Here is a 21,649-nt window from a genome sequence, read left to right on the forward strand (position 1 = left end):
GATTCAGCCGCCTCACAGGTACGGGGGCTAGCCGATGCCCCGGCGCAGGCAATACCCTTCGGTAACCGCAGCGCGACGTGACCCCCGTCACGTCACCCACCCCTGAAGGCGGCTTCCACGATGGCTCTCGATATCCCGTACCGCTCCATTCCCGACATGTTCCGTAAGCGGGTGGCCGCGACCCCCGACCAGCACGCCTTCGCCCATCCGGCACCCGACGACTCCGGCCCGGTCTGGTTGACCTGGGCCCAGGTGGGCCGGCGGGCCGACGCGGTCGCTGCGGGCCTGCACGGGCTCGGGGTCGGGCTGGAGGATCCGGTGGCGATCCTGGCGAACACCCGACTGGAGTGGATCATCGCCGATTTCGGCATCATGTGCGCGGGCGGGGCGACCACCACCGTCTACCCCACCACCGAGCCGCAGGACGCGGCGTACATCATCGCCGACTCCGGTTCCCGGGTGCTGTTCGCGGAGAACCCGGCCCAGGCGGCGAAGGTCGCGGGCACGCAACTGCCCGCGCTGACCCACGTGGTGCTCTTCGACGGCACCCCCGACCCGGCCGCCGCCGTGCCCCAGTTGACCCTGGCCGAGCTGGAGGAGCAGGGCGCGCAGGCGCTCGCCGCCGACCCGGGCCTGGTCGACCGGCTGATCGCCCCGGTCGGCCCCGATCACCTGGCGACGCTGATCTACACCTCGGGCACCACCGGCCGGCCCAAGGGCGTCGAGCTGCTGCACGGCGGCTGGTGCTGGGAGGGGGTGGTGCAGGCCGAGACGGGTCTGCTGCGCGACGACGACGTGCAGTACCTCTGGCTGCCGCTGTCGCACTCGTTCGGCAAGACGCTGCTCTGCGGCTCGACACACGTCGGACTGCCGACCTACGTCGACGGGCGGGTGGACAAGCTGGTCGAGTTGCTGTCGGTGATCCGGCCGACGCTGATGTGCGGGGCGCCCCGGGTCTACGAGAAGGTCTACAACAAGGCGGTCACCACCGCGCAGGACGCCGGCGGCGCGAAGGCGAAGATCTTCGCCTGGGCCGTCGCGGTCGGCAAGGAGAAGATCGCCCTGGAGCAGGCCGGCCGACCGGTGCCGGGTGGCCTGAAGCTCAGGTACGCGGTGGCCGAGAAGCTGGTGTTCAGTAAGCTCCAGGCCCGGCTCGGCGGCCGGATCCGGGTGCTCGTCTCCGGGGCGGCCCCGCTGAGCGCGGAGATCGCCACCTTCTTCGCCGCGGCGAACCTGCCCATCTCCGAGGGGTACGGCCTGACCGAGACCAGCGCCGGCAACTTCGTCAACCCGCCCGACGGGTTGCGGATCGGCACGGTCGGCCGGGCGATGGGCGACCTGGAGTGCCGGATCGACACCGACGGGGAGATCCTGGTCCGGGGCCGGCCGGTGATGCGCGGCTACCACAACCTGCCCGAGGAGACGGCCGCCGCGTTCACCGAGGACGGCTTCTTCCGTACCGGCGACATCGGCAGCCTCGACGACGACGGTTACCTGCGCATCACCGACCGCAAGAAGGACCTGGTCAAGACCTCCGGCGGCAAGTACGTCGCGCCGTCGCACATTGAGGGCATGTTCAAGGCGATCTGCCCGTACACCTCGCAGGCGATCGTGATCGGTCAGGCCCGCAACTACTGCACCATGCTGGTCAGCCTGGACCCGGATGCGATCCGGGGTTGGGCGGCGGGCGGCCCGCTCGACGGGCGCGACTACGCCGAGATCGTCGCCTCGCCCGAGGCCCGGGCCATGGTCGAGGAGCACGTCGCCCAGCTCAACACCAAGCTCAACCGCTGGGAGACGATCAAGAAGGTGACCGTCCTGCCCCGCGACCTGACCATCGAGGACGGTGAGATGACCCCGTCGTTGAAGATCAAACGACGCGGGGTGGAGAGCAACTTCGCCGCCGAGATCGACCGGATGTACGCGGGCAGCCTGGCCGAGATCTGAGCGGTCCGGGCCGGTCGACGTCCGTGTCCCCCCGTCCCGGGACACGGCCGTCGACCGGTCACAGGTGCTCGCGACGCCACCGGCTCTGCTCGGCCTCGGCGGCTTCCTGTTCCGCCAGGGCCAACTGGCGTACCCGGTGCCGACGCCGGCCCTGCCCCCGGGTCTCCACCACCACCAGGGCGACGCAGACCAGCGCCAGCAGGGCCAACGCGCCCACCTCGGACACCCGGGCCCCCACCGGGGCGAGCGCGGCCAGCGCCAGCACCGCCAGCACCGGCGGCCAGCGCAGCACCCGCAGCGCCCGCAGCCCGCAGGCGACGAGGCTGAGCAGGTAGAGACTCACCCCGCCGTAGAGCACCAGCACCCAGTAACCACCCAGCGGCACCCCCCAGTCCGGGTTGTCCGGGTCGGCCACCTCGGTCAGCAGGTCCTTGAGCCCGAGGGCGAAGAAGATGACCCCGGCGACGATCGGCAGGTGCAGGTAGGTGTAGGCGTCCCGGGCCAACCGGGCCCGGTGTGCCGGGTCCCGGCTGCGGTGCAGGGCCTGTTCCAGGGCGAGCGCCAGGGTGTCGAAGTAGGCCCACCAGAGCACCGACGCCACGGCGATGCCGAGCACCGCGGCGATCACCACCGGCCAGGTCAGCGGCAGGCCGGTGACGAACTTCGGGCCGACCCCCAGCGCGATGATCGACTCGCCGAGCGCGATCAGCACCATCAGGGCGTGCCGTTCCGCCCAGTGCCCGGCGGAGACCACCACCCAGTACGTCCCGCCCAGCCGCACCCCGGCCGCGTACTCCAGCAGCAGCGCGGCCGTCCACAGGGTGAGTTGCAGGGCGGTGGCGGCCCCGTCCCCGGAGATCCGGTTCGGCAGCAGCGCGGAGGCGACCAGCAGGGCCGCGGCGACCACCGGCAGCACCGCGAGCCGCCGCCACTGCCGCCACCGGGCCGCCTCGCCCCGGGCGAGCAGCCCGAAGACGGCCAACTGGCAGGCCCGGACCAGGAGGTAGCAGCCGACGAAGACCAACGGGCCGTTCAGCCCACCGGGCCGGTCGTTGAACGCCCCCGGCATGCTCAACGCCAGCAGGAAGGTGGCGGCGATGGTGACGAAGCCGACCACCGGCAACAGCCCCTGGTCGGCGCGGACCACGTTGCCGACGCCCGCGAACCCGGTCCAGCACCACCAGAGCAGCCCCAGCACCAGCAGGCAGCGCAGCAGGTTGGTGCCGGTGGGCTGCTGGGAGGTCAGCGCGGTGACGTTGAAGAAGGCGAAGACGAAGACCAGGTCGTAGAAGAGTTCCAGCCGGGTGGTCCGGGAGCCGGGCGCACCGAGCCGGACCCCGCGCGACCACTGCGGGCTGCCCACCCCGGCAGTCTCCCAGCCGACGCCCGCCGATCAGGCCGGTTCGTCCCGACCGGGACCACCGTCGGTCCCCGGGGCGGGCCGTCAGGCGATCACTGCCGGTTCCCGCCAGCGCGCCCGGCCGGCACCCCGGTCGAGGTCGTAGCGGATCGCGGCCAGCCGCCCGACCGCCTCCACCAGGTCGGCGGCGGGCAGGGTGAAGGGCAGTCGCAGGAAGCGCTCCAGGGTGCCGTCCAGGCCGAACCGGGGACCGGGGGCCAGCCGTACGCCGACCTCCTCGGCTGCCCGGGCCAGGGCGCTGGAGATCGGGCCGTCCAGCTCCACCCAGAGCGTGACGCCCCCCCGGGGCACCCCGACCCGCCAGTCCGGCAGCCGCTCGGCCAGCACGTCGAGCAGGGCGTCCCGCTGGGTGACGAGCTGCGCACGGCGGGCCGCGACGATCGCCGGTGCCTGGGCGAGCAGGTGCACCGCCACCAACTGGTCGAGCACCGGGCTGGCCATGTCCACCCCGACCCGGGCGGCGGCCAGCCGCTGCACCTGCGGCGCGGAGGCGCGTACCCAGCCGATCCGCAGACCGCCCCAGTAGGGCTTGCTCATCCCCCCGATGGAGATCACCCGGGAGTGCCGGTCGAAGACGGCGACCGGCGGGGGCAGCGGTGTGCCGTCCAACGGCAGGTCCACGAAGGACTCGTCGACGACCAGGTCGGTGCCGGCGGCGTGGGCGGTGGCGACCAGCCGCTCCCGCAGCTCGGCGGGCATCAGGTGGCCGGTGGGGTTCTGGAACTCGGGGATCAGGTAGGCCAGTTTGGGCCGGGTCTGCCGGACGCTGCCCAGCAGCAGGTCGGCGTCCCAGCCGGCGTCGACGGCGAGGCCGTGGGTGCTGATCCGGGCCCGCCGGGCCGCCAACGCGGCGAGCGCGTTCGGGTAGGTGGGCGATTCGACCAGCACGTTCCCGCCGGGCGCGAGGGCCAGCCGCAGCACCAGGTCCAGCGCGTGCTGGGTGCCGCTGGTCACCATGATCTGCTCGGCGCTGGTCGGCAACCCCCGCTCGGTGTACGCCCGGGCGACCGCCTCGCGCAGCTCGATGATGCCGGTCGGGTGGTAGCCCGCGCCGGACAGGTAACGCGGCAGGTCCTCCAGGGCGGCTCGGGCGGCCGGCACCAGCTCGGGTGGGGCGGCCAACGCGGCCACCCCGAGATCGATCATGTCGCGGTCGTCCAGCGGGGTCCACAGGCCGGTGCTGGCGACCCGGTGGGTGCCGGGCAGCATGGTCCAGCTCCCCGCGCCGCGCCGGCTGGCCAGGTGGCCGGTCTCCCGCAACTGCCGGTACGCGGCGGTGACCGTGGTACGGCTGATCCGCAGCGCCTCGGCCAGCTCCCGCTCGGCCGGCAGGCGTACCCCCAGGGGGAGCCGGCCGTCGGCGAGCAGGCCCCGGACGGCGGCGGCGAGCGCGGCGTAGTCGGGGCTGCGGCGACGGCCCGGCAGCGCGTGCCACTGTCCGAGCAACCGGGCCAATTGGACCCCTCGCACCTGGCTGGTCACGGCCACCCCTTCGGAATTGGCTCTTCTGTGGGTGATATTGGACTCTAGAGTGGCATGCATGGCTCTGATTGGCAATCTCCGGCACCGCCCCGCCCGGCGGCTCACCCAGCTCTATGCCGGGCTGGTCCTCTACGGGGTCAGCATGGCCATGATGATCCGCTCCGGGCTCGGGCTGGACCCGTGGGACGTCTTCCACCAGGGGCTGGCCCGGCAGACCGGCCTGTCGTTCGGCACCGTGACCATCGCCGTCGGCGCGGTGGTGCTGCTGCTCTGGATCCCGCTGCGGCAACGGCCGGGCCTCGGCACGATCAGCAACGTACTGGTGATCGGACTGGTGGTGGACGCCACGGTGGCCCTGCTGCCGGCCGGGTGGCCGCTGCCCGCCCGGATCGGCCTGCTGCTCGGCGGCATCGTCGCCAACGGCGCCGCCACCGGCCTCTACCTCGGCGCCCGGCTCGGCCCCGGCCCCCGCGACGGCCTGATGACCGGGTACGTCGCCCGCCGGCCGGGCCGCTCCGTCCGGCTGGTCCGCACCGTCATCGAGATCACCGTGCTGGCCCTGGGCTGGCTGCTCGGCGGCACCGTCGGCGTCGGCACCGTCGCGTACGCGCTGGGCATCGGCCCGTTGGCCCAGTTCTTCATCCCCCGCTTCGCCGTCCCCGCCGAACCGGTCCACCCGGAACCGGTCCACCCGGAACCGGACCCCGGGCCGCAGATCCCCGGGCCGCAGATCCCCAGGCCGCAGCTCTCCGGACGGCAGGTCTCCGGACGGCAGGTCTCCGGGCCGCCGCCTGCGGTGCCCGGCCGCCGGGCTCATCCGGAGCCGGCCCTCGGGCCACCCGTGTCGGCTTCCCCGCCGCCCCCGAGCCTGGCCCCCGGGTCACCGGCCACCGGGTCACCGGTGTCCGCCGTTCCGGCGTCCCCGGGAGTCCACCCGGAGGCACCGGTTTCCGGCCCCGGACAACGGTTCCCGGCGAAACCGCCTGCCGAGGGTCCGGGGGTGACCACGCTGAGCTGCGCTGACAGAACAGGGGGGAAGTAGGTGTTTCCTCAGCGGACACCTACAGGCATCATTCGTGCATGGGGGAGAATGCGTGGCGCTGGACGGACGCCTGGATCTTCGTGTCACTGGTGATCGCCAGCGGCGCCGGACGGCACCGCCGCGCGGCGGATTCGCGCCGCCCGGAAGGGGTCCGGCTCACTGACGTGCTGTCCACCGCCGACCACCTCAACCAGGCGATACCCGAACGACACGACGTGGAGACAGCGGTCCAGCGGCTGGTCGGCGCGGGGCTGGTCACCGTCTCCGACGGCTGGTTCCGGATCACCCCCGACGGCGAGCAACTCTGGCGTACCCGGCCCCGGGCCGGAGTGGGCGGCACCGTCGACAGCATGCAGGGGGTGCTCACCCGGCGACACGCCCCGGGCAGCGCGCAGTGGCACCTGCCCGAGGAGGACCACGCCGCCGCCGTGCAGGAGTACGTGGTCCGCTCGATCCCGGCCCCCCGCCGCTCCCCGGAGGGCCAGACCGGCCGCTGAGCCACCCGACCCGCAGGGAGCAGCCGCGCCGACCGGTGCGCGGGGCGACCCGGCGACGGTGCGCTCAGCGGACAGGGTGCCCGGCGACGGTGCGCTCAGCGCTCGGGGTCGGCGGCGACGGTGCGCTCAGCGGACAAAGTGCCCCGGCGCTGCGTTCAGCGGACGGGGTACCCGGCGGACAGGGTGGCCGGCGCGCTGCGTTCAGCGGACGGGGTGCCCGGCGGTGCGCAGGGCGTCCTTGACCTCGCCGACGGTCAGCTCGCCGAAGTGGAAGACGCTGGCGGCGAGCACCGCGTCGGCCCCCGCGCCGATCGCGGGCGGGAAGTGCGCCACCCGGCCGGCGCCGCCGCTGGCGATCACCGGCACGTCGACCACCGCGCGGACCGCCTCGATCAGGGTGAGGTCGAAGCCGGCCTTGGTGCCGTCGGCGTCCATCGAGTTGAGCAGGATCTCCCCCGCGCCCAGCTCGGCCCCGCGCGCCGCCCACTCGACCGCGTCGAGCCCGGTGCCGCGGCGGCCACCGTGGGTGGTCACCTCGAAACCGCTGGGGGTGGTGCCGGCTGGTGCCCGCCGGACGTCCAACGAGAGCACCAGCACCTGCCGGCCGAAGCGGTCGGCGATCTCGGCGATCAGCTCGGGGCGGGCGATGGCGGCGGTGTTCACCCCGACCTTGTCGGCCCCGGCGCGCAGCAGGGTGTCCACGTCGGCGACCTGCCGGACCCCACCGCCGACGGTGAGCGGGATGAAGACCGACTCGGCGGTCCGGCGCACCACGTCGAGCATGGTGCCCCGGTCGCTCGAGGACGCGGTGACGTCCAGGAAGGTCAACTCGTCCGCACCGGCCCGGTCGTACGCCGCCGCCAGCTCCACCGGGTCACCGGCGTCGCGCAGGTCGAGGAAGTTGACCCCCTTGACCACCCGACCGGCGTCCACGTCCAGACACGGAATCACCCGTACCGCCACCGTCATGCGCCGAGCCTATCCAACGCCCCCGCCCCACCCCCCTGCCCCGCCCACCCAACCCCACCAACCCCGCCACCTCCCCGGTGATCAAGAGGTTTACGTCAGTTCGATCTCCAAAGGTGACGCAAACCTCTTGATCACCGATGCCGGGGAGGCGGGGGAGGCGGGCGGGGGCGGGGAGGGGAAGGGGGAGGGAGGGTTAGAGGCGGACGAGCATTTTGCCGAGGTTTTCGCCGCGGAGGAGGCCGAGGAACGCGTCGGGGGCGTTGTCGAGGCCGTCGACGATCGTCTCGTCGTAGGAGAGGCGGCCCTCGCGCAGCCAGCCGGCGACCTCGGTGACGAACTGCTCGCGCAGGTCGCCGTGGTCGCCGACCAGGAAGCCGCGCAGGGTGAGCCGCTTGCCGATGACCAGCGCCAGGTTGCGGGGCGCGGCCGGCGGCTCGGCCGAGTTGTACTGCGCGATCATGCCGCAGATCGCGGCCCGACCGTGCAGGTTCATCGCCCCGATGGCGGCCTCCAGGTGCTCGCCGCCGACGTTGTCGAAGTAGACGTCGACCCCGTCCGGAGCGGCGGCCTTCAGCGCGTCGCGGACCGGACCGTCGTGGTAGTCGAAGGCGGCGTCGAAGCCGAGCTCCGTCAACCGGGCCACCTTGGCCGGCGAGCCGGCGCTGCCGACCACCCGGCCGGCGCCCCGCAGCTTGGCGATCTGGCCGACCATGCTGCCCACCGCGCCGGCCGCGCCGGAGACGAACACGGTCTCCCCCGGCCGCATCGCCGCCACGTCCAGCAGCCCGGCGTACGCGGTCAGCCCGGTCATCCCGAGCACGCTCAGGTAGGCGCTGACCGGGCCGACGTCCGGATCGACCCGGCGGGCGGACCGGCCGTCTAGCAGCGCGTACTCCCGCCAGCCCAGCCCGTGCAGCACGGTGTCGCCGACGCTGATCCCGTCGGCCCCGCCGGCCACCACCTCGCCGACCGCCCCACCGTCGAGGGGCTCATCCAGGGCGAACGGCGGCACGTAGGACTTGACGTCGTTCATCCGGCCACGCATGTACGGGTCGACCGACATGAACTGGTTACGGACCACGATCTGCCCCGGGCCCGGGGTGGGCACCTCGGTCTCGACGAGGCGGAAGTTGTCGGCCGTCGGCCACCCCTGGGGGCGGGAGGCCAGGTGGATCTCACGGTTGCTGGTCATCCGGTGTCGTCCTCTCGTACGCGATGGTGGTGGTCTGCTGCAGCGCTCAGGCCGCAGCGGCCTCGCGCACGGTGAGCGCCACCTCGATGTTGCCCCGGGTGGCGTTCGAGTAGGGGCAGACCTGGTGGGCGGCCTCGACCAGCTGCTGGGCGGCGGCGCGCTCGACGGCCGGCAGGTCCACCACCAGGGTGACGGCAAGACCGAAGCCGCCGCTGCCGTTCGCTCCGATGCCGACCTCGGCCTCGACGACCGAGCCGGTCACGTCGGCCTTGGCCCGGCGGGCCACCACGCGCAGCGCGGAGTGGAAGCAGGCCGCGTAGCCGGCGGCGAAGAGCTGCTCGGGGTTGGCCGCGCCACCTGCGCCGCCCATCTCCTTCGGAATCGCCAGGTCGAGGTCGAGGGTGGAGTCGGAGGTCCGGACGTGGCCGTCCCGGCCGTCGCCGGTGGCGGTCGCGGACGCGGTGTAGAGCACCTGCATGGAAATCACTGCTCCTTCTGTCGGTGGATCGTCTCGGTGACCCGGGTGAGGGTGTCGCGCAACGCGACCAGCTCGGCCTCGTCGAGCCCGGTGGAACAGGCCACCCGCAACGGCACGTCGGTCATCCGTTGGCGCAGGGCCACGCCGTCGGCGGTCAGCCCCACCTCCACCCGTCGCTCGTCGAGCGCGGAGCGGGTGCGGACCACCAGACCCGCCGCCGCCAGCCGTTTGAGCAGCGGGGAGAGGGTGCCGGAGTCGAGCCGCAGCGCGGTCCCCAGCTCGGAGACCGTGGGTGGATCGTCGCCGCGCTCCCACAGCACCAGCAGCACCAGGTACTGCGGGTAGGTGAGCCCGAACTCGTCGAGGATGGGCCGGTAGACGTCGGTGAGCGCGCGGGAGGCCGCATAGAGCGCGAAGCAGACCTGATCACGCAACACCAGATGGTCACTCACCGGGAAAACGTAGCTCGCAATTCAATTGCGCACAACTTATCTGGTCGGAAGTGACCCGGGTCTCCCCCGGGCGGCGGGCCGGGACGCCCCGGGCCAGGACGCCCCGGACCAGGACGCCCCGGACCAGGACGCCCGGCGGGACTCCCGGATCAGGAGAACACCCGGGTCAGGACGGCGGAAGGTAGGCCTCCAGCTCGACCTCCACCAGATGGTCCGGATCGACCAGCCCGGCGACGACGACAAGCGTCGCAGCCGGCCGGACCGGGCCGAAAACGGCATTGTGGGCCCGGCCGACCTCGTCGAGGAAGAGCCGGTCGGTCACGTACAGCCGGGTCCGCACCACGTCGGCGGCCCCCGCACCCACCTCGGCCAGGGCAGCCAGGGCGATCCGCAGCGCCTGGGCGGTCTGCGCGGCGGCATCGCCGACGTGCGTCACCACCCCGTCGACGGTCGACGTGCAGCCGGCCGTCCAGGCCGACCGACCGGCCCGGACCACCCGGGAGTAGCCGTACACCGTCTCCCACGGGCCGCCCGAGCCGAGCCGGGTGACGGTCGCGTCGTCCGGCCCGGCCACGTCGGTCATCCGGCCGCCCGCAACGTGGCAAGCGCCTCGGCCACCGTGAACGCACCGGCGTAGAGCGCCTTGCCGGCGATCACGCCCTCCACACCCGCCGGCTCCAGGGTCGCCAGGGCCCGCAGGTCGTCCAGGGTCGACACGCCACCCGAGGCGATCACCGGGGCGTCGGTACGGGCGCAGACCTCACGCAGCAGGTCCAGGTTCGGCCCGCGCATCGTGCCGTCCTTGGTGATGTCGGTCACCACATACCGGGACGCACCGGCCGCGTCCAGCCGGGCCAGCACCTCCCACAGGTCACCGCCGTCGCGGGTCCAGCCCCGCGCCGAGAGGGTACGACCCCGCACGTCCAGGCCGATCGCCACCCGGTCGCCGTACTCGGCGCAGATCCGGTCACACCACTGCGGGTCCTCCAGCGCGGCGGTGCCGATGTTCACCCGGGCCGCCCCGGTGCCGAGCGCCGCGCGCAGCGACGCGTCGTCGCGGATGCCACCGGACAACTCCACCCGCACGTCCAGCTTGCCGACCACCTCGGCCAGCAGGGCGGCGTTGGAGCCCCGGCCGAAGGCCGCGTCCAGATCGACCAGGTGGATCCACTCCGCCCCGTCGTTCTGCCAGGCCAGCGCCGCGTCGAGCGGGTCGCCGTAGGCGGTCTCGCTGCCGGCGGCGCCCTGCACGAGCCGGACGGCCTGGCCGTCGGCGACGTCCACAGCGGGCAACAGGGTCAGGCTCACGTTTCCTACTCCTCGGTCAGATCCGACGGTCCAGGGCGATCACCACGATCGCCGGCAGGACCAGCAGCAACAGCACGACCAGCGCCACCCGCAGCGCGAGATCGTCGACGAACACCCAGATCAGCACCAACGCCGCGCCGGTCAACCCGACGATGGCGGCCCGCTCCCCCCGGCTGCGCCGGGCCAACCGGCCCGTCCGGCCCCGCCGCCACTGCGGGGTGACCCGACGGACCAGGGCGCGGCGACGCTGCCGACGGGCCAACTTGCGCTGGCGTACGACACGGTCGCGGGCCGCCTCCGCCTCCCGGACGGCCCGCCGACGGGCCCGCTCCTTACTCACCGCGCACCCGACCCGGTGCGGCCGCCCGTCTCAGTCAACCGTGGCCAGCCAGTTGCGCAGCAGCACGGCACCCGTCTCGGCCGACTTCTCCGGGTGGAACTGGGCCGCCGACAGCGGGCCCCACTCCACCGCGGCGACGAACTCCGTGCCGTGGTGGGCGGTGGTGACCCGGACGCCCGCCTCGCGCAACGACGCCTGGTCGAGCACCCCGTAGGAGTGCACGAAATAGAACCGGCTGTCGGCGGGCAACCCGGCGAAGAGCACCGACCCGTCCGGCGGGGTCACCGTGTTCCAGCCCATGTGGGGCAACCGGTCGGCGGGCAGCCGGGTCACCCCACCGGGTAGCAGCCCCAGCCCCTTGGTCACCACCCCGTGCTCGTCGCCGTGTGCGAAGAGCACCTGCATGCCGACGCAGATGCCGAGCACCGGGCGGCCGGCGGCGACCCGTTCGGCGATCACCGGGCCGGCACCCGACGCCTCGATCCCGGCCATGCAGGCCGCGTACGCGCCGACGCCCGGCACGACCAGGCCGTCGGCATCGGCGGCGGCGGTCAGGTCGGCGGTGACGGTCACGTCCGCCCCGGCATGGGCCAGCGCCCGCTCGGCCGACCGCAGGTTGCCCGAGCCGTAGTCGAGCACCACGATCCGCTTTCCGGTGCCGTGCGCGCCCATCAGCCCTCCCCGGGTAGCAGCCAGAGCACCCCGCCGACGGTGGCCAGCACGGCGAGCAGCCCGGTGACCACGATCGCACCGCGTGGCGCGTCCTGCCGGTACAACGACCAGGCCCCACCGACGAGGATGCCGGCGAGGATCAGCAGCAGGGTCGGCAGCACCGGGCCCATCAGCGCCACCCCCCTGGTCGGCCGACCCGCGACGGGCAGTGCCGGGCGGAACCGGACGCGACCGCGCCGGTCACAGCGCGCCCTTGGTGCTGGGCACCACACCGGCGTTGCGCGGGTCGAGCGCGGTGGCCTCCCGCAGCGCCCGGGAGACCGCCTTGAACTGGGCCTCCACCACGTGGTGGGCGTCCGGGTGGCCGCCCGGCCGGGCCGCCCGCAGCACGTCCACGTGCAGGGTGACCCGGGCCGACTGGCCGAAGGACTCCCAGATGTGCCGGGTCATGCTGGTCGGATAGACCGGCCCGATGTACGGCGACAGCGCCGGCTCGTCGTGCACCACGTACGGGCGGCCGGACAGGTCGACGGCGGCCCGGACGAGCACCTCGTCCATCGGGATGGTCGCCGAGCCGTACCGCCGGATGCCGGCCTTGTCGCCCAGCGCCTGGTCGAACGCGGCGCCCAGGGCCAGCGCGGTGTCCTCCATCGTGTGGTGGGCGTCGATCTCCAGGTCACCGACGGTGCGGACGGTCAGGTCGAAGCCGCCGTGCCGGGCGATCTGGTGGAGCATGTGGTCGTAGAAGCCGACCCCGGTGCTGATCTCGGCCTGGCCGGTGCCGTCGAGGTCGATCTCGACGAGGACCTTGGTCTCCTTGGTGATCCGCTCCACCCGGGCGGTGCGACTCATGACAGTTTCTCCATCGCGGTGAGGAAGGCATCGGTCTCGGCGGGGGTGCCGGCGGTGACCCGCAACCAGCCGGGCAGGCCCACGTCCCGGACGAGCACCCCGGCGTCGAGCAGGGTCCGCCACGCGGTGGCCTGGTCGCCGCCGACGGCGAAGAGCACGAAGTTGGCGTCGCTGTCGGCCACCCGGAAACCCCGGCCCCGCAGCGTGTCGACGATCCGGTCCCGTTGCACCTTGATCGCCTCGACGGTGCCGAGCAGGGCGTCACGGTGGGCCAGCGCCGCGCGGGCGGCGGCCTGGGTGAGCGACGAGAGGTGGTACGGCAGCCGGACCAGCTGCACCGCCGACACCACCGCCGGGTCGGCGACCAGGTAGCCCAACCGGCCACCGGCGAAGCCGAACGCCTTACTCATGGTCCGGGTCACCACCAGCCGGGGGTGGCCGGGCAGCAGCGCCAGGGCGTCGCTCGTGCCCGGTCGGGCGAACTCGGCGTACGCCTCGTCGACGACCACCATGCCGGGCGCGGCGTCGAGCACGGCGGTGACCACCGCCGGGTCCAGCGCGGTGCCGGTCGGGTTGTTCGGCGAGCAGAGGAAGACCACGTCGGGGCGGTGCTCGCGGACCTCGGCGACCGCCTCGTCGGCGGTCAGCCCGAAGTCGACCCCCCGCTGGGCCGGCACCCACCGGGTGCCGGTGCCCAGGGCCAGCAGCGGGTGCATCGAGTACGCCGGCACGAAGCCCAGCGCGGACCGCCCCGGCCCGCCGAACGCCTGGAGCAGCTGCTGCTGGATCTCGTTGGAGCCGTTGGCCGCCCAGACCTGCTCGGCGGTGATCCCGTGCCCGAGGTAGCCGGCCAGGTCGGCGCGCAGCGCCACCGCCTCGCGGTCCGGGTAGCGGTTGAGGTCACGCAGCTCGGCGGCGAGCGCCTTGCCGATCGCCTCCACCACCGGCTCGGGCACCGCGTAGGAGTTCTCGTTGGTGTTCAGCCGGACCGCCACGTCGAGCTGCGGCGCCCCGTACGGCGAACGGCCCCGCAGGTCGTCGCGGATCGGCAGGTCGTCGAGGGTGGTCACGACGCCTCCCCGGCGAACCGCACCGCGACCGCCTGCCCGTGCGCCGGCAGGTCCTCCACGGTGGCCAGGGTCACCACGTGCGGCGCGACGTCACGCAGCGCCTCCCGGGTGTATTCCACCAGGTGCACCCCGCGCAGGAAGGACTGCACGGACAGCCCCGAGGAGTGCCGGGCGCAGCCGCCGGTGGGCAGCACGTGGTTGGAGCCGGCGCAGTAGTCGCCGAGCGACACCGGCGCCCACGGGCCCACGAAGATCGCCCCGGCGTTGCGTACCCGCAGCGCCCAGTCGCGGGCGTCCCGGGTCTGGATCTCCAGGTGCTCGGCGGCGTACGCGTCGACCACCCGCAACCCGTCGGCCAGGTCGTCGACCAGCACGATGCCGCTCTGCTGCCCGCCCAGCGCGGTGCCGACCCGCTCGGCGTGCTTGGTCGCCGGCACCTGCCGGGCCAGCTCCCGGTCGACCGCGTCGGCCAGCTCGACCGACGGGGTGACCAGCACGCTGGCCGCCAACGGGTCGTGCTCGGCCTGGCTGATCAGGTCGGCGGCGACGTGCGCCGGGTCGGCGGTGTCGTCGGCCAGCACGGCGATCTCGGTCGGGCCGGCCTCGGCGTCGATGCCGACCACCCCGCGCAGCAACCGCTTGGCGGCGGTGACCCAGATGTTGCCCGGCCCGGTGATCATGTCGACCGGCGCGCAGTGCAGGGTGCCCCCCGCGTCGACCGCCGACCCGTACGCCAGCATGGCGACCGCCTGGGCGCCGCCGACGGCGTACACCTCGTCGACGCCGAGCAGCGCGCAGGCGGCGAGGACCCGGGCGTCCGGGAGCCCCCCGTTGTCCAGCTGCGGCGGGCTGACCACCACCAGCGAGCGGACCCCGGCCACCTGGGCCGGCACCACGTTCATCACCACGGTCGACGGGTACATCGCCAGCCCGCCGGGGACGTAGAGGCCGACCCGGTCGACCGGCACCCAGCGCTCGGTGACCGTGCCACCCGGCACCACCTGGGTGGTGTGGTCGGTGCGCCGCTGGTCGGCGTGCACCCGACGGGCCCGACTGATCGACTCCAGCAGGGCGGCCCGCACGTCGGGGTCGAGCGTCCCCTCCGCCTCGGTGATCGCCTCGGCCGGGACCCGCAGCACCGGCGGGCAGACACCGTCGAACCGCTCGCTGGCCTCCCGGATCGCCGGGTACCCATGGTCGCGGACGGCCTCGACGAGCGGGCGGATCCGCTCGACGGCCACGGACACGTCGAGCTGGGCACGGGGCAGCAGTCGGCGCGGGTCACGGACCCCGCCGCGCAGGTCGATCCGATTCAACACGCTCCCGAGTCTAGGCGGCGCCCCGGAGGGCGACCCGCGCCGCCCGTACCGCGAGACGGTGAGCCGGGACACGCCGACGTCGCGGGATCGGGCTACGCTCGGACGCGTGACCGCACGGCTGCCGGTGTTCCCCCTCGCCACGGTGCTCTTTCCAGGTCTGGTGCTGCCGTTGCACATCTTCGAGGAGCGTTACCGCCACCTGGTGCGGGACCTGGTCGGGCAGCCCGAGGGGGCGCCCCGCGAGTTCGGTGTGCTGGCGATCCGCTCCGGCTGGGAGGTCGCCCCGGGCGCGGGTCGGGCCACCCCGGGCGGCGGCGAGGTGACCCTGCACGAGGTGGGCTGCACCGCCGAGCTACGCCAGGTCAACGAGCTGGACGACGGCGGCTTCGACATCGTCACGGTGGGCCGGCGACGGTTCCGGGTCACCGGGATCGACCGGGAGTCCGCCCCCTACCTGACCGCCGACGTCGAGTGGCTGCCCGAGCCGACCGGCCCGGACGAGGCCGCCGAGGTGCTGGCGGCCCGGGTGATCGCGGTCTTCCGGCAATACCTGGGCCTGATCCGGGCCGACCCGCAGGAGCTGTCCGAGCAGCTCCCGGAGGACCCGACGGTGCTGTCGCACCTGGTGGCGGCCACCGCCGTGCTGACCGTGGCCGACCGGCAGCGGCTGCTCGCCATCGACGACACCACCGCCCGGCTGCGCGCCGAGCTGCGGCTGCTCAATCGCGAGTCGGCCCTGCTGCGTCAGGTGCGGGCGGTTCCGGTGCCGCTGTCGGAGCTGGCGTCCCCGCCGGCCCCCAACTGACCCCGGCCCCCGGCCCACCCCCGGATTGGTCGGGGGCGGCGTGCACCCCGGGTCCGGCCACCCCGTCGTCCCCCGGCTGGCCGGGGGCCGCGGGTATCCCGGGTCCGGGCGGCGGGCCGGTGACGCCGGAGCCCGACCACCCGGTGGCACCGGGGTCGACCGGCCATCCGGGCCCGCCGGGCTCCGGCTCCGGGCGCAGCGAGGGCCAGCGGGACCAGCCGGCCAGCAGGGTGTACGTGACGGCGGCGGCGAACGCCGGCAGCAGCAGGTTGCCGTACGGCAGCGGCAGCACACCGAGGACCCGTTCGATGCCCCCGGCCCGCAGGTCGGCCGGTTTGTCGAACGGCGTACCGGCGGGGGCGGTGGCGAGCAGCCGCTGGTAGCCGTCCAGCCCGATCCGGCGGCCCAGCTGCCAGGCGACCAGGGCGGTGCCGAGCGCCCCCACGGTCAGCGCGACGAGGTTCACCGGCCCGCGTCGGCGGCGCAGCAGCGTCCACACCGCGATCGCGGCGAGCACCCCGAACCCGAGGCCGAGCAGGCTGAACCAGCCGTCGGCGGCGATCGGCTGCTCCGGTTGGGGTTGGGCGTAGACGGCACCCTCGGCGGTCTTGAGCACCGGGGTGTCCGGGGCCAGCGCCGCCCAGAGCAGCCCCAACGGCGCCCCGAGCAGGGTCAGGCCCAGCACGAGGCCGAACGCCACCGCGCGGGTGTGCCGGGGGCGTTGCTCCCCCGGCTGCGTCGGCCCGCCCGACGGCGGCGGCCACGGCAGGTACGACCCGCCCGGGTCGTATCCGGGCACGGTCGGTGGCCCGTCGGCCGGTGCCCCGGTGGGGACGGTGTGCGGGGTGGGCGCGACACCCGCCGGGGCGTCGGCGGGGCGGTGCGGATCGGGGGTGTCCGGGCTCACCCGATGATCCTCTCAGGCGGGGCGGTACGGCGGGGCGGCGGAGCCCGTACCGTCCCTCAGCGGGCGAACGGCTCCACCATCACCGAGGCGGCCCGCAGCCACGCGGCCCGGGTCTCGGCCTGGAGCTGGTGGTACTCGATCGACGACCCGGTCTCCAGCACCGGGTCGTACGGCACCACCGCGACGGCCCGGGTCCGGGTGGCGAAGTGCCGCTCCAGGTCGTCCTGGAGCGTCGACCGGCCCGGGGTGGGGCAGGAGATCAGGGTGACCGCGTTGTCGGCCAGCTCACCCATGCCCTCCTCGTGCAGCAGGTCGAGCATCCAGTCGGCGCTGAACGCGGCGTCCTCCCGGGGCACGGTGGTCACCACGAGCTGGTCGGCGGCGTGCATGACGGTGCGCCAGTTGGGGCTCTCCACGTTGTTGCCGGTGTCCACGCAGACCACGTCGTGGGTGCGCCGCAGCAGTTCCAGCACCCGTTTGACGGTGAACTGGTCGAGGCGCTGGGCGAACCGGGGGCTCTCCTCCCCGGCCAGCACGTCGTACGAGCCGTCGGAGGCGTGCCGCAGGTAGTCGTCGAGGGACTCCAGCAGCTCCGCGCCGTCGCGGATCTCGATGTGCGCCAGGTCGCTGATCAGGTGCCGGATCGTCCGGGCGTGCCGGGCGCTGCCGGCGCGCAGGCCGAGGGTGCCGCGCAGCTCGTTGTCGTCCCAGGCGAGCACGCCCCGGCCCCGGACGCTGCCGACGGTGGCGGCGGCGAGCACCGTGGCGGTGGTCTTGTGCACCCCGCCCTTGGGGTTGGCGAACGCCAGCACCCGGGGGGTGCCCAGGTCACGGCGGAGGATGCCGGCGGCCCGTTCCTGCTCGTCCTGGGGGCCCTGCTGACGCCACTCGATGCGGGCCGGCTCGATCCGGGCCGGGTAGCTCCGGTCGGCGGTCACCGCCGGCGGGTAGGCCGGCGGCTCCGGCTGGTAGGTGGGCGCGGCCGGGTAGCCGGGCTCCGGGTAGGCCGGCTCCGGGTAGGCGGGTTGCGGCGGCTGGTACGTCGGCTCCGGCGGCGCGTAGCCGGGCGCGCGGTATCCGTTGTCCAGCAGGGCGTACCGGGACTCGGGGGGTGGCGGTTCGGACCGGTAGCCGTTGTCCAGCAGGGCGTACCGGGACGGGACGACAGGCGGCTCCGGCGGCCGGGCCGGCTCCGGCGGGTAGCCGGGAGCGGCTGCGTAGCCGGCGTCGGCCGGATAACCGGGGGCGGCTGCGTAGCCGGCGTCGGCCGGGTACCCGGCCGGATAGCCGGGATCGGCCGGGTAGGCCGGGTCGGCGCGGTAGCCCGGATCGGCGCGGTAGCCGGAAGCGGGCTCGACCGGATAGTCCGGCGCGGCGCGGCGCGGCGGGTCGACCCGGTAGCCGGCCCCGGCGCGGTAGCCCGGGTCCGGTTCGTAGCCGGGCTGCGCACCGTAGCCCGGGTCGGCGGGTGGTGGCACGGAAGCCGATCCCCGCCCGGACCAGCCGCCGGCGGGCCCCCGGCCGGGCAACGGGTCCCGGACCGGCGGCTCGTCGCGGCGGTCCGGCTCCGCCTGGTCGGCGGCGCGTCCGCCGAGGCGGGCACGCTCGAAGAGCGCCCGCCATCGCGGTGCCGGTTCGGCCGACCGACCCCAGCCGGTCTCGCTGCCGTCCAAGGCTCGCCCTCCCGCGCCGTCGATCTCCGCCTGACAGGCTACGAACGAAACCCTATTCGGACCACACCGGTCTGCACACATCCCCCGGGAACAATACTTACGGCGACCGGTCGGACGACCCACCGCTACGGGAGTCCGGGGAGGTGGGGACGGGGGTCGCGGCGGACCCCGGCCCGGCCCCGCTCGACGACGGTGCCGGAGCGATCACAGCGGGCGCCCCTTCCGACGAATCGCCCATCGCCCCACCCGGCGTCGGGACCGGGCCGGTGGACGTCGGGTGCGCCGGTGTCGCGGCGGTGTCGGCGGGCGGCCGGGCCACGTCCCGCTGTTCCGGCAGCGGCGGCAGGAACACCGTCCGGTCCAGCCGGGCCACCTCGGGGGCGGGATCGAGCGCCCGGACCCCGTCCCGTCCGGCCACGGCACGCAGCGCGGTCGGGTCGGCCCGGATCACCGCCGCGTAGACGCAGGCGCAGGCCGCCCGGTAGCCGGCCGCCTCCCGCCCGGCGACCTGCGCCCCGGTCTCGTACCCCTGACGGGTCGTGGGGTCGGTGGTGTCGGCGGCCCGCCGCCGCTGGTCGGCGGCCTCCCGGTCCTTGCGGTCCGCGAGGCCGGCCATGCCGGCGGTGACGTCCTGCGGCAGCAGTTGCGCCGGCAGCCGGACCACCTCGGTCTGCCGACCGGGCAGCGGCACCCGCACCACCACCGCGGCGACCTCGACGTCGGCGAGCAGCGCCGGCAACCGGTCCGGCGCGAGGTAGCGGTCGAAGCTGACCAGCGCGTACGCCCCGGCGGTCAGCCCGGCGAGTTCGGCCCGGGCCGCGGCGGCGTACCCGGGCAGCGAGTCACCCGGCAGCACCCCGACCCGGGTCACCTGCCCGACCGTGCGGTCACCCACCGGCGCGGGTCGGCGGGCCACCCAGCCGACGGTGAGCAGCACCGCGCCGACGGCCAGCACCGCTGCGGTGACCAGCCCCCGGCGCGGCCGGGACGCGACGGCGGTTGGCCCGACGCCCGGGCGACTACCCGGCACCGGTCAGTCGCGCAGGATCGTCAGCGCGCGGGCCAGATCGTCCGGGTACTCGCTGACGAAGGTGACGTCGTCACCGGTACGCGGATGGGCGAAGGTCAACGACCGGGCGTGCAGCCACTGCCGGCGCAGTTCGAGCCGCGCCGACAGGGTCGGGTCGGCCCCGTAGGTGAGGTCGCCGACGCACGGGTGCCGCAGGGACGAGAAGTGCACCCGGATCTGGTGGGTACGCCCCGTCTCCAGCCGGACGTCGAGCAGGCTCGCCGCCGGGAACGCCTCGATGGTGTCGTAGTGGGTGATGCTCGGCTTGCCGTCGGAGACCACCGCCCAGCGGTAGTCGTGGTGCGGGTGCCTGTCGATCGGGGCGTCGATGGTGCCGCGCGACGGGTCGGGGTGACCCTGGACGACCGCGTGGTAGCGCTTCTCCACCTCGCGGTACTTGAACGCCCGTTTGAGCGCGGTGTACGCCTGCTCGCTCTTGGCCACCGCCATGATCCCGGTGGTGCCCACGTCGAGGCGGTGCACCACACCCTGCCGTTCGGCGGCCCCGCTGGTGGAGATCCGGTGGCCGATCGCGGCGAGGCCTCCGATGACGGTCGGGCCGGTCCAGCCGGGGCTGGGGTGCGCGGCCACCCCGACCGGCTTGTCCACCACCACGATGTCGTCGTCGGCGTAGACCACGGTCAACCCGGGGACCGCCTGCGGCACCACGGTCGGCGGCGCGACCGGCGCGGGCAGCGTCACCTCCAGCCAGGAACCGGCCTTGACCTTGTGCGAGTTCTGCCGGATCACGCCGTCGACAAGCGCGTCCCCGGCGTCGACGAGCGCGGCGGCGGCGGTGCGGGAGAGCCCGAAGAGGCGTGCCACCGCCTGGTCCAGCCGCATGCCGTCGAGGCCGTCCGGCACGGGCAGGGAACGGTGGTCGCCACCGGCGGCGGTCATGCCCGCTCCCGCGGCTCGGCGTCGGCCGCCGTCGGCGCGGCGGCGGCCGGTCCGGTGGGGGCGGCGGTCCGGGTCGCGTCGGTGGGGGCGGTGTCGGTGTCGCCCTTGGCACCGACCCGTCGCCCGTCGCGCTGGCGGCCGGTCAACTCCAGCAGCACGGCCAGCAGCACCCCGGAGACCAGGCAGCTGTCGGCCAGGTTGAACACCGGCCACACCTGGCCGTACGGGTCGAAGAGGCTGACCATGTCGACCACGTGACCGACGAAGTGACCGGGGGCCCGGAAGATCCGGTCGGCGAGGTTGCCGAGCGCCCCGCCCAGCACCAACCCCAGGGAGACCGCCCACGGCAACGACCGCAGCCGGACCGCCATCCAGCTGATCCAGCCGACCACCCCGATGGTGATCAGCGGGAACACCCAGGTGTGGTCGGCGCCGATGCTCCACGCCGCACCGCTATTTCGGGTCAGGGTGAGATAGACGGCCCCGCCGAGCAGGCGCACCGGCGCCCGGTCGTCGAGCAGTTGCAGGGCGAGATGCTTGGTGAGCAGATCCGTCAGCAACGCGAGCGTCGCGATGCCGACGAGGACCACGACCGCCCTGCGTCGGGGGGTGCGGCCGGCCGGCCCGGTGGTGCCGGGTCCGGCGGTCGGTGCTGTGGTCATCGACTCCCCATCGACTGTCCCGACGACGCGGGTCCGCCGTCTCTCGAGGTCACCGGGGAGTGGACGTCAGCGCCGCTCCTCCAGCTGCTTGCAGGTCACGCAGAGGGTCGCCGACGGGAAGGCGGCGAGCCGCTCCACCGGGATCGGGTTCCCGCACCGCTCGCACCATCCGTAGCCACCCTCGTCGAGCCGCTCCAGCGCGCGCTCGACCTGGGTGATCCGTTCCCGGATGCTGTTGGCGAGGGAGATCTCCTGCTCGCGCTCGAACGTCTTGGTGCCGGTGTCGGCCTGGTCGTCCCCGGCCGAATCGGTCAACCGGTCGCGCTGCAGCTCGGTGATCTCGCTCAGGGTCTGATCGTACTCGGCGCGCAGCTCGTCCCGTCGGGCCGCCAGGGCCGCCCGGATCTTCTCGGTCTCCGCCGCGCTGCGGGTGGCCTGCGCGGTGGCCTTCGCCGCCGGTTTGCGACCGGCGGTCCTGGTGTCGGCTGGCTTCGCCATCGTCAGCTCCCTCAGCCGCGGGACGCGGCGGTCGGCGGTGCCCGGACAGGGTGCGCCGACATGGCGTCCCCAGGTAACAAAACGGGCGCACGGCA

The 21,649-nt window shown here is 74.2% G+C and carries 23 protein-coding genes and 1 pseudogene; 4 read left to right on the forward strand and 20 right to left on the reverse strand.

Annotated features, from left to right (window positions below; translation table 11 throughout):
* Positions 1 to 120: 120 nt before the first annotated feature.
* The gene (locus tag JQN83_RS25530) at positions 121 to 1,947 is read left to right on the forward strand and encodes an AMP-dependent synthetase/ligase (RefSeq protein WP_208569704.1); all 1,827 of its coding nucleotides are present in this window, start codon (positions 121 to 123) and stop codon (positions 1,945 to 1,947) included.
* Positions 1,948 to 2,005: 58 nt separating this feature from the next.
* On the opposite strand, the gene JQN83_RS25535 is transcribed toward JQN83_RS25530, so the two are convergent.
* Together JQN83_RS25535 and yczR are read right to left on the reverse strand one after the other, a co-directional pair.
* On the reverse strand, positions 2,006 to 3,310 hold the full coding sequence (locus JQN83_RS25535; RefSeq protein ID WP_208569705.1) for a low temperature requirement protein A: 1,305 nt from the start codon (positions 3,308 to 3,310) through the stop codon (positions 2,006 to 2,008).
* An 81-nt stretch (positions 3,311 to 3,391) separates the two neighbouring features.
* Positions 3,392 to 4,849: a MocR-like transcription factor YczR gene (gene yczR / locus JQN83_RS25540; RefSeq protein WP_208569706.1), complete on the reverse strand. Its 1,458-nt coding sequence runs from the start codon at positions 4,847 to 4,849 to the stop codon at positions 3,392 to 3,394.
* 58 nt (positions 4,850 to 4,907) lie between these two features.
* Between yczR and yczE the strand changes: the two are divergent.
* Together yczE and JQN83_RS25550 are read left to right on the forward strand one after the other, a co-directional pair.
* Positions 4,908 to 5,558, forward strand: a pseudogene (gene yczE, locus JQN83_RS25545) (membrane protein YczE); the annotation flags it as partial.
* 371 nt (positions 5,559 to 5,929) lie between these two features.
* Positions 5,930 to 6,388: a hypothetical protein gene (locus JQN83_RS25550; RefSeq protein ID WP_208569707.1), complete on the forward strand. Its 459-nt coding sequence runs from the start codon at positions 5,930 to 5,932 to the stop codon at positions 6,386 to 6,388.
* Between the two features lie 201 nt (positions 6,389 to 6,589).
* Here the strand turns inward: JQN83_RS25550 and hisF are convergent, their stop codons facing one another.
* The 12 genes from hisF to hisD form a co-directional block, all read right to left on the reverse strand.
* Positions 6,590 to 7,357 (reverse strand): imidazole glycerol phosphate synthase subunit HisF, encoded by a 768-nt coding sequence (gene hisF / locus JQN83_RS25555; protein WP_208569708.1) that lies wholly within the window; start codon positions 7,355 to 7,357, stop codon positions 6,590 to 6,592.
* A gap of 193 nt (positions 7,358 to 7,550) precedes the next feature.
* On the reverse strand, positions 7,551 to 8,549 hold the full coding sequence (locus tag JQN83_RS25560) for an NADP-dependent oxidoreductase (RefSeq protein WP_208569709.1): 999 nt from the start codon (positions 8,547 to 8,549) through the stop codon (positions 7,551 to 7,553).
* Between the two features lie 46 nt (positions 8,550 to 8,595).
* Entirely contained in the window at positions 8,596 to 9,027 is a 432-nt protein-coding gene (locus JQN83_RS25565) for an organic hydroperoxide resistance protein (RefSeq protein WP_244253193.1), read from the reverse strand.
* 5 nt (positions 9,028 to 9,032) lie between these two features.
* Positions 9,033 to 9,479, reverse strand: coding sequence for a MarR family winged helix-turn-helix transcriptional regulator (locus JQN83_RS25570; RefSeq protein WP_208569711.1), 447 nt, complete (start codon positions 9,477 to 9,479; stop codon positions 9,033 to 9,035).
* 166 nt (positions 9,480 to 9,645) lie between these two features.
* Positions 9,646 to 10,062: a Rid family hydrolase gene (locus tag JQN83_RS25575; RefSeq protein WP_208569712.1), complete on the reverse strand. Its 417-nt coding sequence runs from the start codon at positions 10,060 to 10,062 to the stop codon at positions 9,646 to 9,648.
* Positions 10,059 to 10,787 carry a bifunctional 1-(5-phosphoribosyl)-5-((5-phosphoribosylamino)methylideneamino)imidazole-4-carboxamide isomerase/phosphoribosylanthranilate isomerase PriA gene (gene priA / locus JQN83_RS25580; protein ID WP_208569713.1) on the reverse strand — a complete coding sequence of 243 codons (729 nt, stop codon included), beginning with the start codon at positions 10,785 to 10,787 and terminating at the stop codon, positions 10,059 to 10,061. Before priA ends, JQN83_RS25575 begins: the two co-directional genes overlap by 4 nt.
* 16 nt (positions 10,788 to 10,803) lie before the next feature.
* On the reverse strand, positions 10,804 to 11,127 hold the full coding sequence (locus JQN83_RS25585) for a hypothetical protein (RefSeq protein WP_091237477.1): 324 nt from the start codon (positions 11,125 to 11,127) through the stop codon (positions 10,804 to 10,806).
* Between the two features lie 30 nt (positions 11,128 to 11,157).
* Positions 11,158 to 11,799 carry an imidazole glycerol phosphate synthase subunit HisH gene (gene hisH / locus JQN83_RS25590; protein ID WP_208569714.1) on the reverse strand — a complete coding sequence of 214 codons (642 nt, stop codon included), beginning with the start codon at positions 11,797 to 11,799 and terminating at the stop codon, positions 11,158 to 11,160.
* Complete coding sequence (locus JQN83_RS25595) at positions 11,799 to 11,969, reverse strand: CG2302 family histidine operon protein (protein ID WP_168222542.1); 171 nt, start codon at positions 11,967 to 11,969, stop codon at positions 11,799 to 11,801. The genes hisH and JQN83_RS25595 overlap by 1 nt, the downstream gene beginning before the upstream one ends.
* Before the next feature lie 70 nt (positions 11,970 to 12,039).
* Positions 12,040 to 12,651, reverse strand: coding sequence for an imidazoleglycerol-phosphate dehydratase HisB (gene hisB / locus JQN83_RS25600; protein ID WP_208569715.1), 612 nt, complete (start codon positions 12,649 to 12,651; stop codon positions 12,040 to 12,042).
* Positions 12,648 to 13,721 (reverse strand): histidinol-phosphate transaminase, encoded by a 1,074-nt coding sequence (locus JQN83_RS25605; protein ID WP_208569716.1) that lies wholly within the window; start codon positions 13,719 to 13,721, stop codon positions 12,648 to 12,650. Before JQN83_RS25605 ends, hisB begins: the two co-directional genes overlap by 4 nt.
* Positions 13,718 to 15,040, reverse strand: coding sequence for a histidinol dehydrogenase (gene hisD, locus JQN83_RS25610; RefSeq protein ID WP_208569717.1), 1,323 nt, complete (start codon positions 15,038 to 15,040; stop codon positions 13,718 to 13,720). The genes JQN83_RS25605 and hisD overlap by 4 nt, the downstream gene beginning before the upstream one ends.
* Before the next feature lie 106 nt (positions 15,041 to 15,146).
* On the opposite strand from hisD, the gene JQN83_RS25615 reads away from it, so the two are divergent.
* A complete protein-coding gene (locus JQN83_RS25615) occupies positions 15,147 to 15,845 on the forward strand; it encodes an LON peptidase substrate-binding domain-containing protein (RefSeq protein WP_208569718.1) in 699 nt (232 codons plus the stop codon).
* On the opposite strand, the gene JQN83_RS25620 is transcribed toward JQN83_RS25615, so the two are convergent.
* From JQN83_RS25620 to JQN83_RS25645, 6 genes are all read right to left on the reverse strand, one after another.
* Positions 15,760 to 16,752 carry a DUF2567 domain-containing protein gene (locus tag JQN83_RS25620; RefSeq protein WP_443674022.1) on the reverse strand — a complete coding sequence of 331 codons (993 nt, stop codon included), beginning with the start codon at positions 16,750 to 16,752 and terminating at the stop codon, positions 15,760 to 15,762. The two genes, JQN83_RS25615 and JQN83_RS25620, sit on opposite strands and share 86 nt — an antisense overlap.
* Positions 16,753 to 16,808: 56 nt before the next feature.
* Positions 16,809 to 18,425, reverse strand: a complete 1,617-nt coding sequence (locus JQN83_RS25625; protein ID WP_208569719.1) for an AAA family ATPase — start codon at positions 18,423 to 18,425, stop codon at positions 16,809 to 16,811.
* Between the two features lie 97 nt (positions 18,426 to 18,522).
* Positions 18,523 to 19,455, reverse strand: coding sequence for a hypothetical protein (locus JQN83_RS25630; RefSeq protein WP_208569720.1), 933 nt, complete (start codon positions 19,453 to 19,455; stop codon positions 18,523 to 18,525).
* Positions 19,456 to 19,458: 3 nt separating this feature from the next.
* Positions 19,459 to 20,394 (reverse strand): RluA family pseudouridine synthase, encoded by a 936-nt coding sequence (locus JQN83_RS25635; RefSeq protein ID WP_208569721.1) that lies wholly within the window; start codon positions 20,392 to 20,394, stop codon positions 19,459 to 19,461.
* Positions 20,391 to 21,056, reverse strand: a complete 666-nt coding sequence (gene lspA / locus JQN83_RS25640) for a signal peptidase II (protein WP_208569722.1) — start codon at positions 21,054 to 21,056, stop codon at positions 20,391 to 20,393. Before lspA ends, JQN83_RS25635 begins: the two co-directional genes overlap by 4 nt.
* A 66-nt stretch (positions 21,057 to 21,122) precedes the next feature.
* The gene (locus JQN83_RS25645) at positions 21,123 to 21,554 is read right to left on the reverse strand and encodes a TraR/DksA family transcriptional regulator (RefSeq protein ID WP_204959263.1); all 432 of its coding nucleotides are present in this window, start codon (positions 21,552 to 21,554) and stop codon (positions 21,123 to 21,125) included.
* Between the last annotated feature and the right edge of the window lie 95 nt (positions 21,555 to 21,649).

Source organism: Micromonospora antibiotica (assembly GCF_017599305.1).
GTDB lineage: Bacteria > Actinomycetota > Actinomycetes > Mycobacteriales > Micromonosporaceae > Micromonospora > Micromonospora antibiotica.

What these genes read in the sequence shown, in the direction of transcription:
- JQN83_RS25530 (WP_208569704.1), top strand. Translation starts at nt 121, where the DNA reads ATGGCTCTCGATATCCCGTACCGCTCCATTCCCGACATGTTCCGTAAG.
- JQN83_RS25550 (WP_208569707.1), top strand. Translation starts at nt 5,930, where the DNA reads ATGGGGGAGAATGCGTGGCGCTGGACGGACGCCTGGATCTTCGTGTCA.
- hisF (WP_208569708.1), bottom strand. Translation starts at nt 7,357, where the DNA reads ATGACGGTGGCGGTACGGGTGATTCCGTGTCTGGACGTGGACGCCGGT.
- JQN83_RS25560 (WP_208569709.1), bottom strand. Translation starts at nt 8,549, where the DNA reads ATGACCAGCAACCGTGAGATCCACCTGGCCTCCCGCCCCCAGGGGTGG.
- JQN83_RS25565 (WP_244253193.1), bottom strand. Translation starts at nt 9,027, where the DNA reads ATGCAGGTGCTCTACACCGCGTCCGCGACCGCCACCGGCGACGGCCGG.
- JQN83_RS25575 (WP_208569712.1), bottom strand. Translation starts at nt 10,062, where the DNA reads ATGACCGACGTGGCCGGGCCGGACGACGCGACCGTCACCCGGCTCGGC.
- hisH (WP_208569714.1), bottom strand. Translation starts at nt 11,799, where the DNA reads ATGGGCGCGCACGGCACCGGAAAGCGGATCGTGGTGCTCGACTACGGC.
- JQN83_RS25595 (WP_168222542.1), bottom strand. Translation starts at nt 11,969, where the DNA reads ATGGGCCCGGTGCTGCCGACCCTGCTGCTGATCCTCGCCGGCATCCTC.
- hisB (WP_208569715.1), bottom strand. Translation starts at nt 12,651, where the DNA reads ATGAGTCGCACCGCCCGGGTGGAGCGGATCACCAAGGAGACCAAGGTC.
- JQN83_RS25635 (WP_208569721.1), bottom strand. Translation starts at nt 20,394, where the DNA reads ATGACCGCCGCCGGTGGCGACCACCGTTCCCTGCCCGTGCCGGACGGC.
- lspA (WP_208569722.1), bottom strand. Translation starts at nt 21,056, where the DNA reads ATGACCACAGCACCGACCGCCGGACCCGGCACCACCGGGCCGGCCGGC.
- JQN83_RS25645 (WP_204959263.1), bottom strand. Translation starts at nt 21,554, where the DNA reads ATGGCGAAGCCAGCCGACACCAGGACCGCCGGTCGCAAACCGGCGGCG.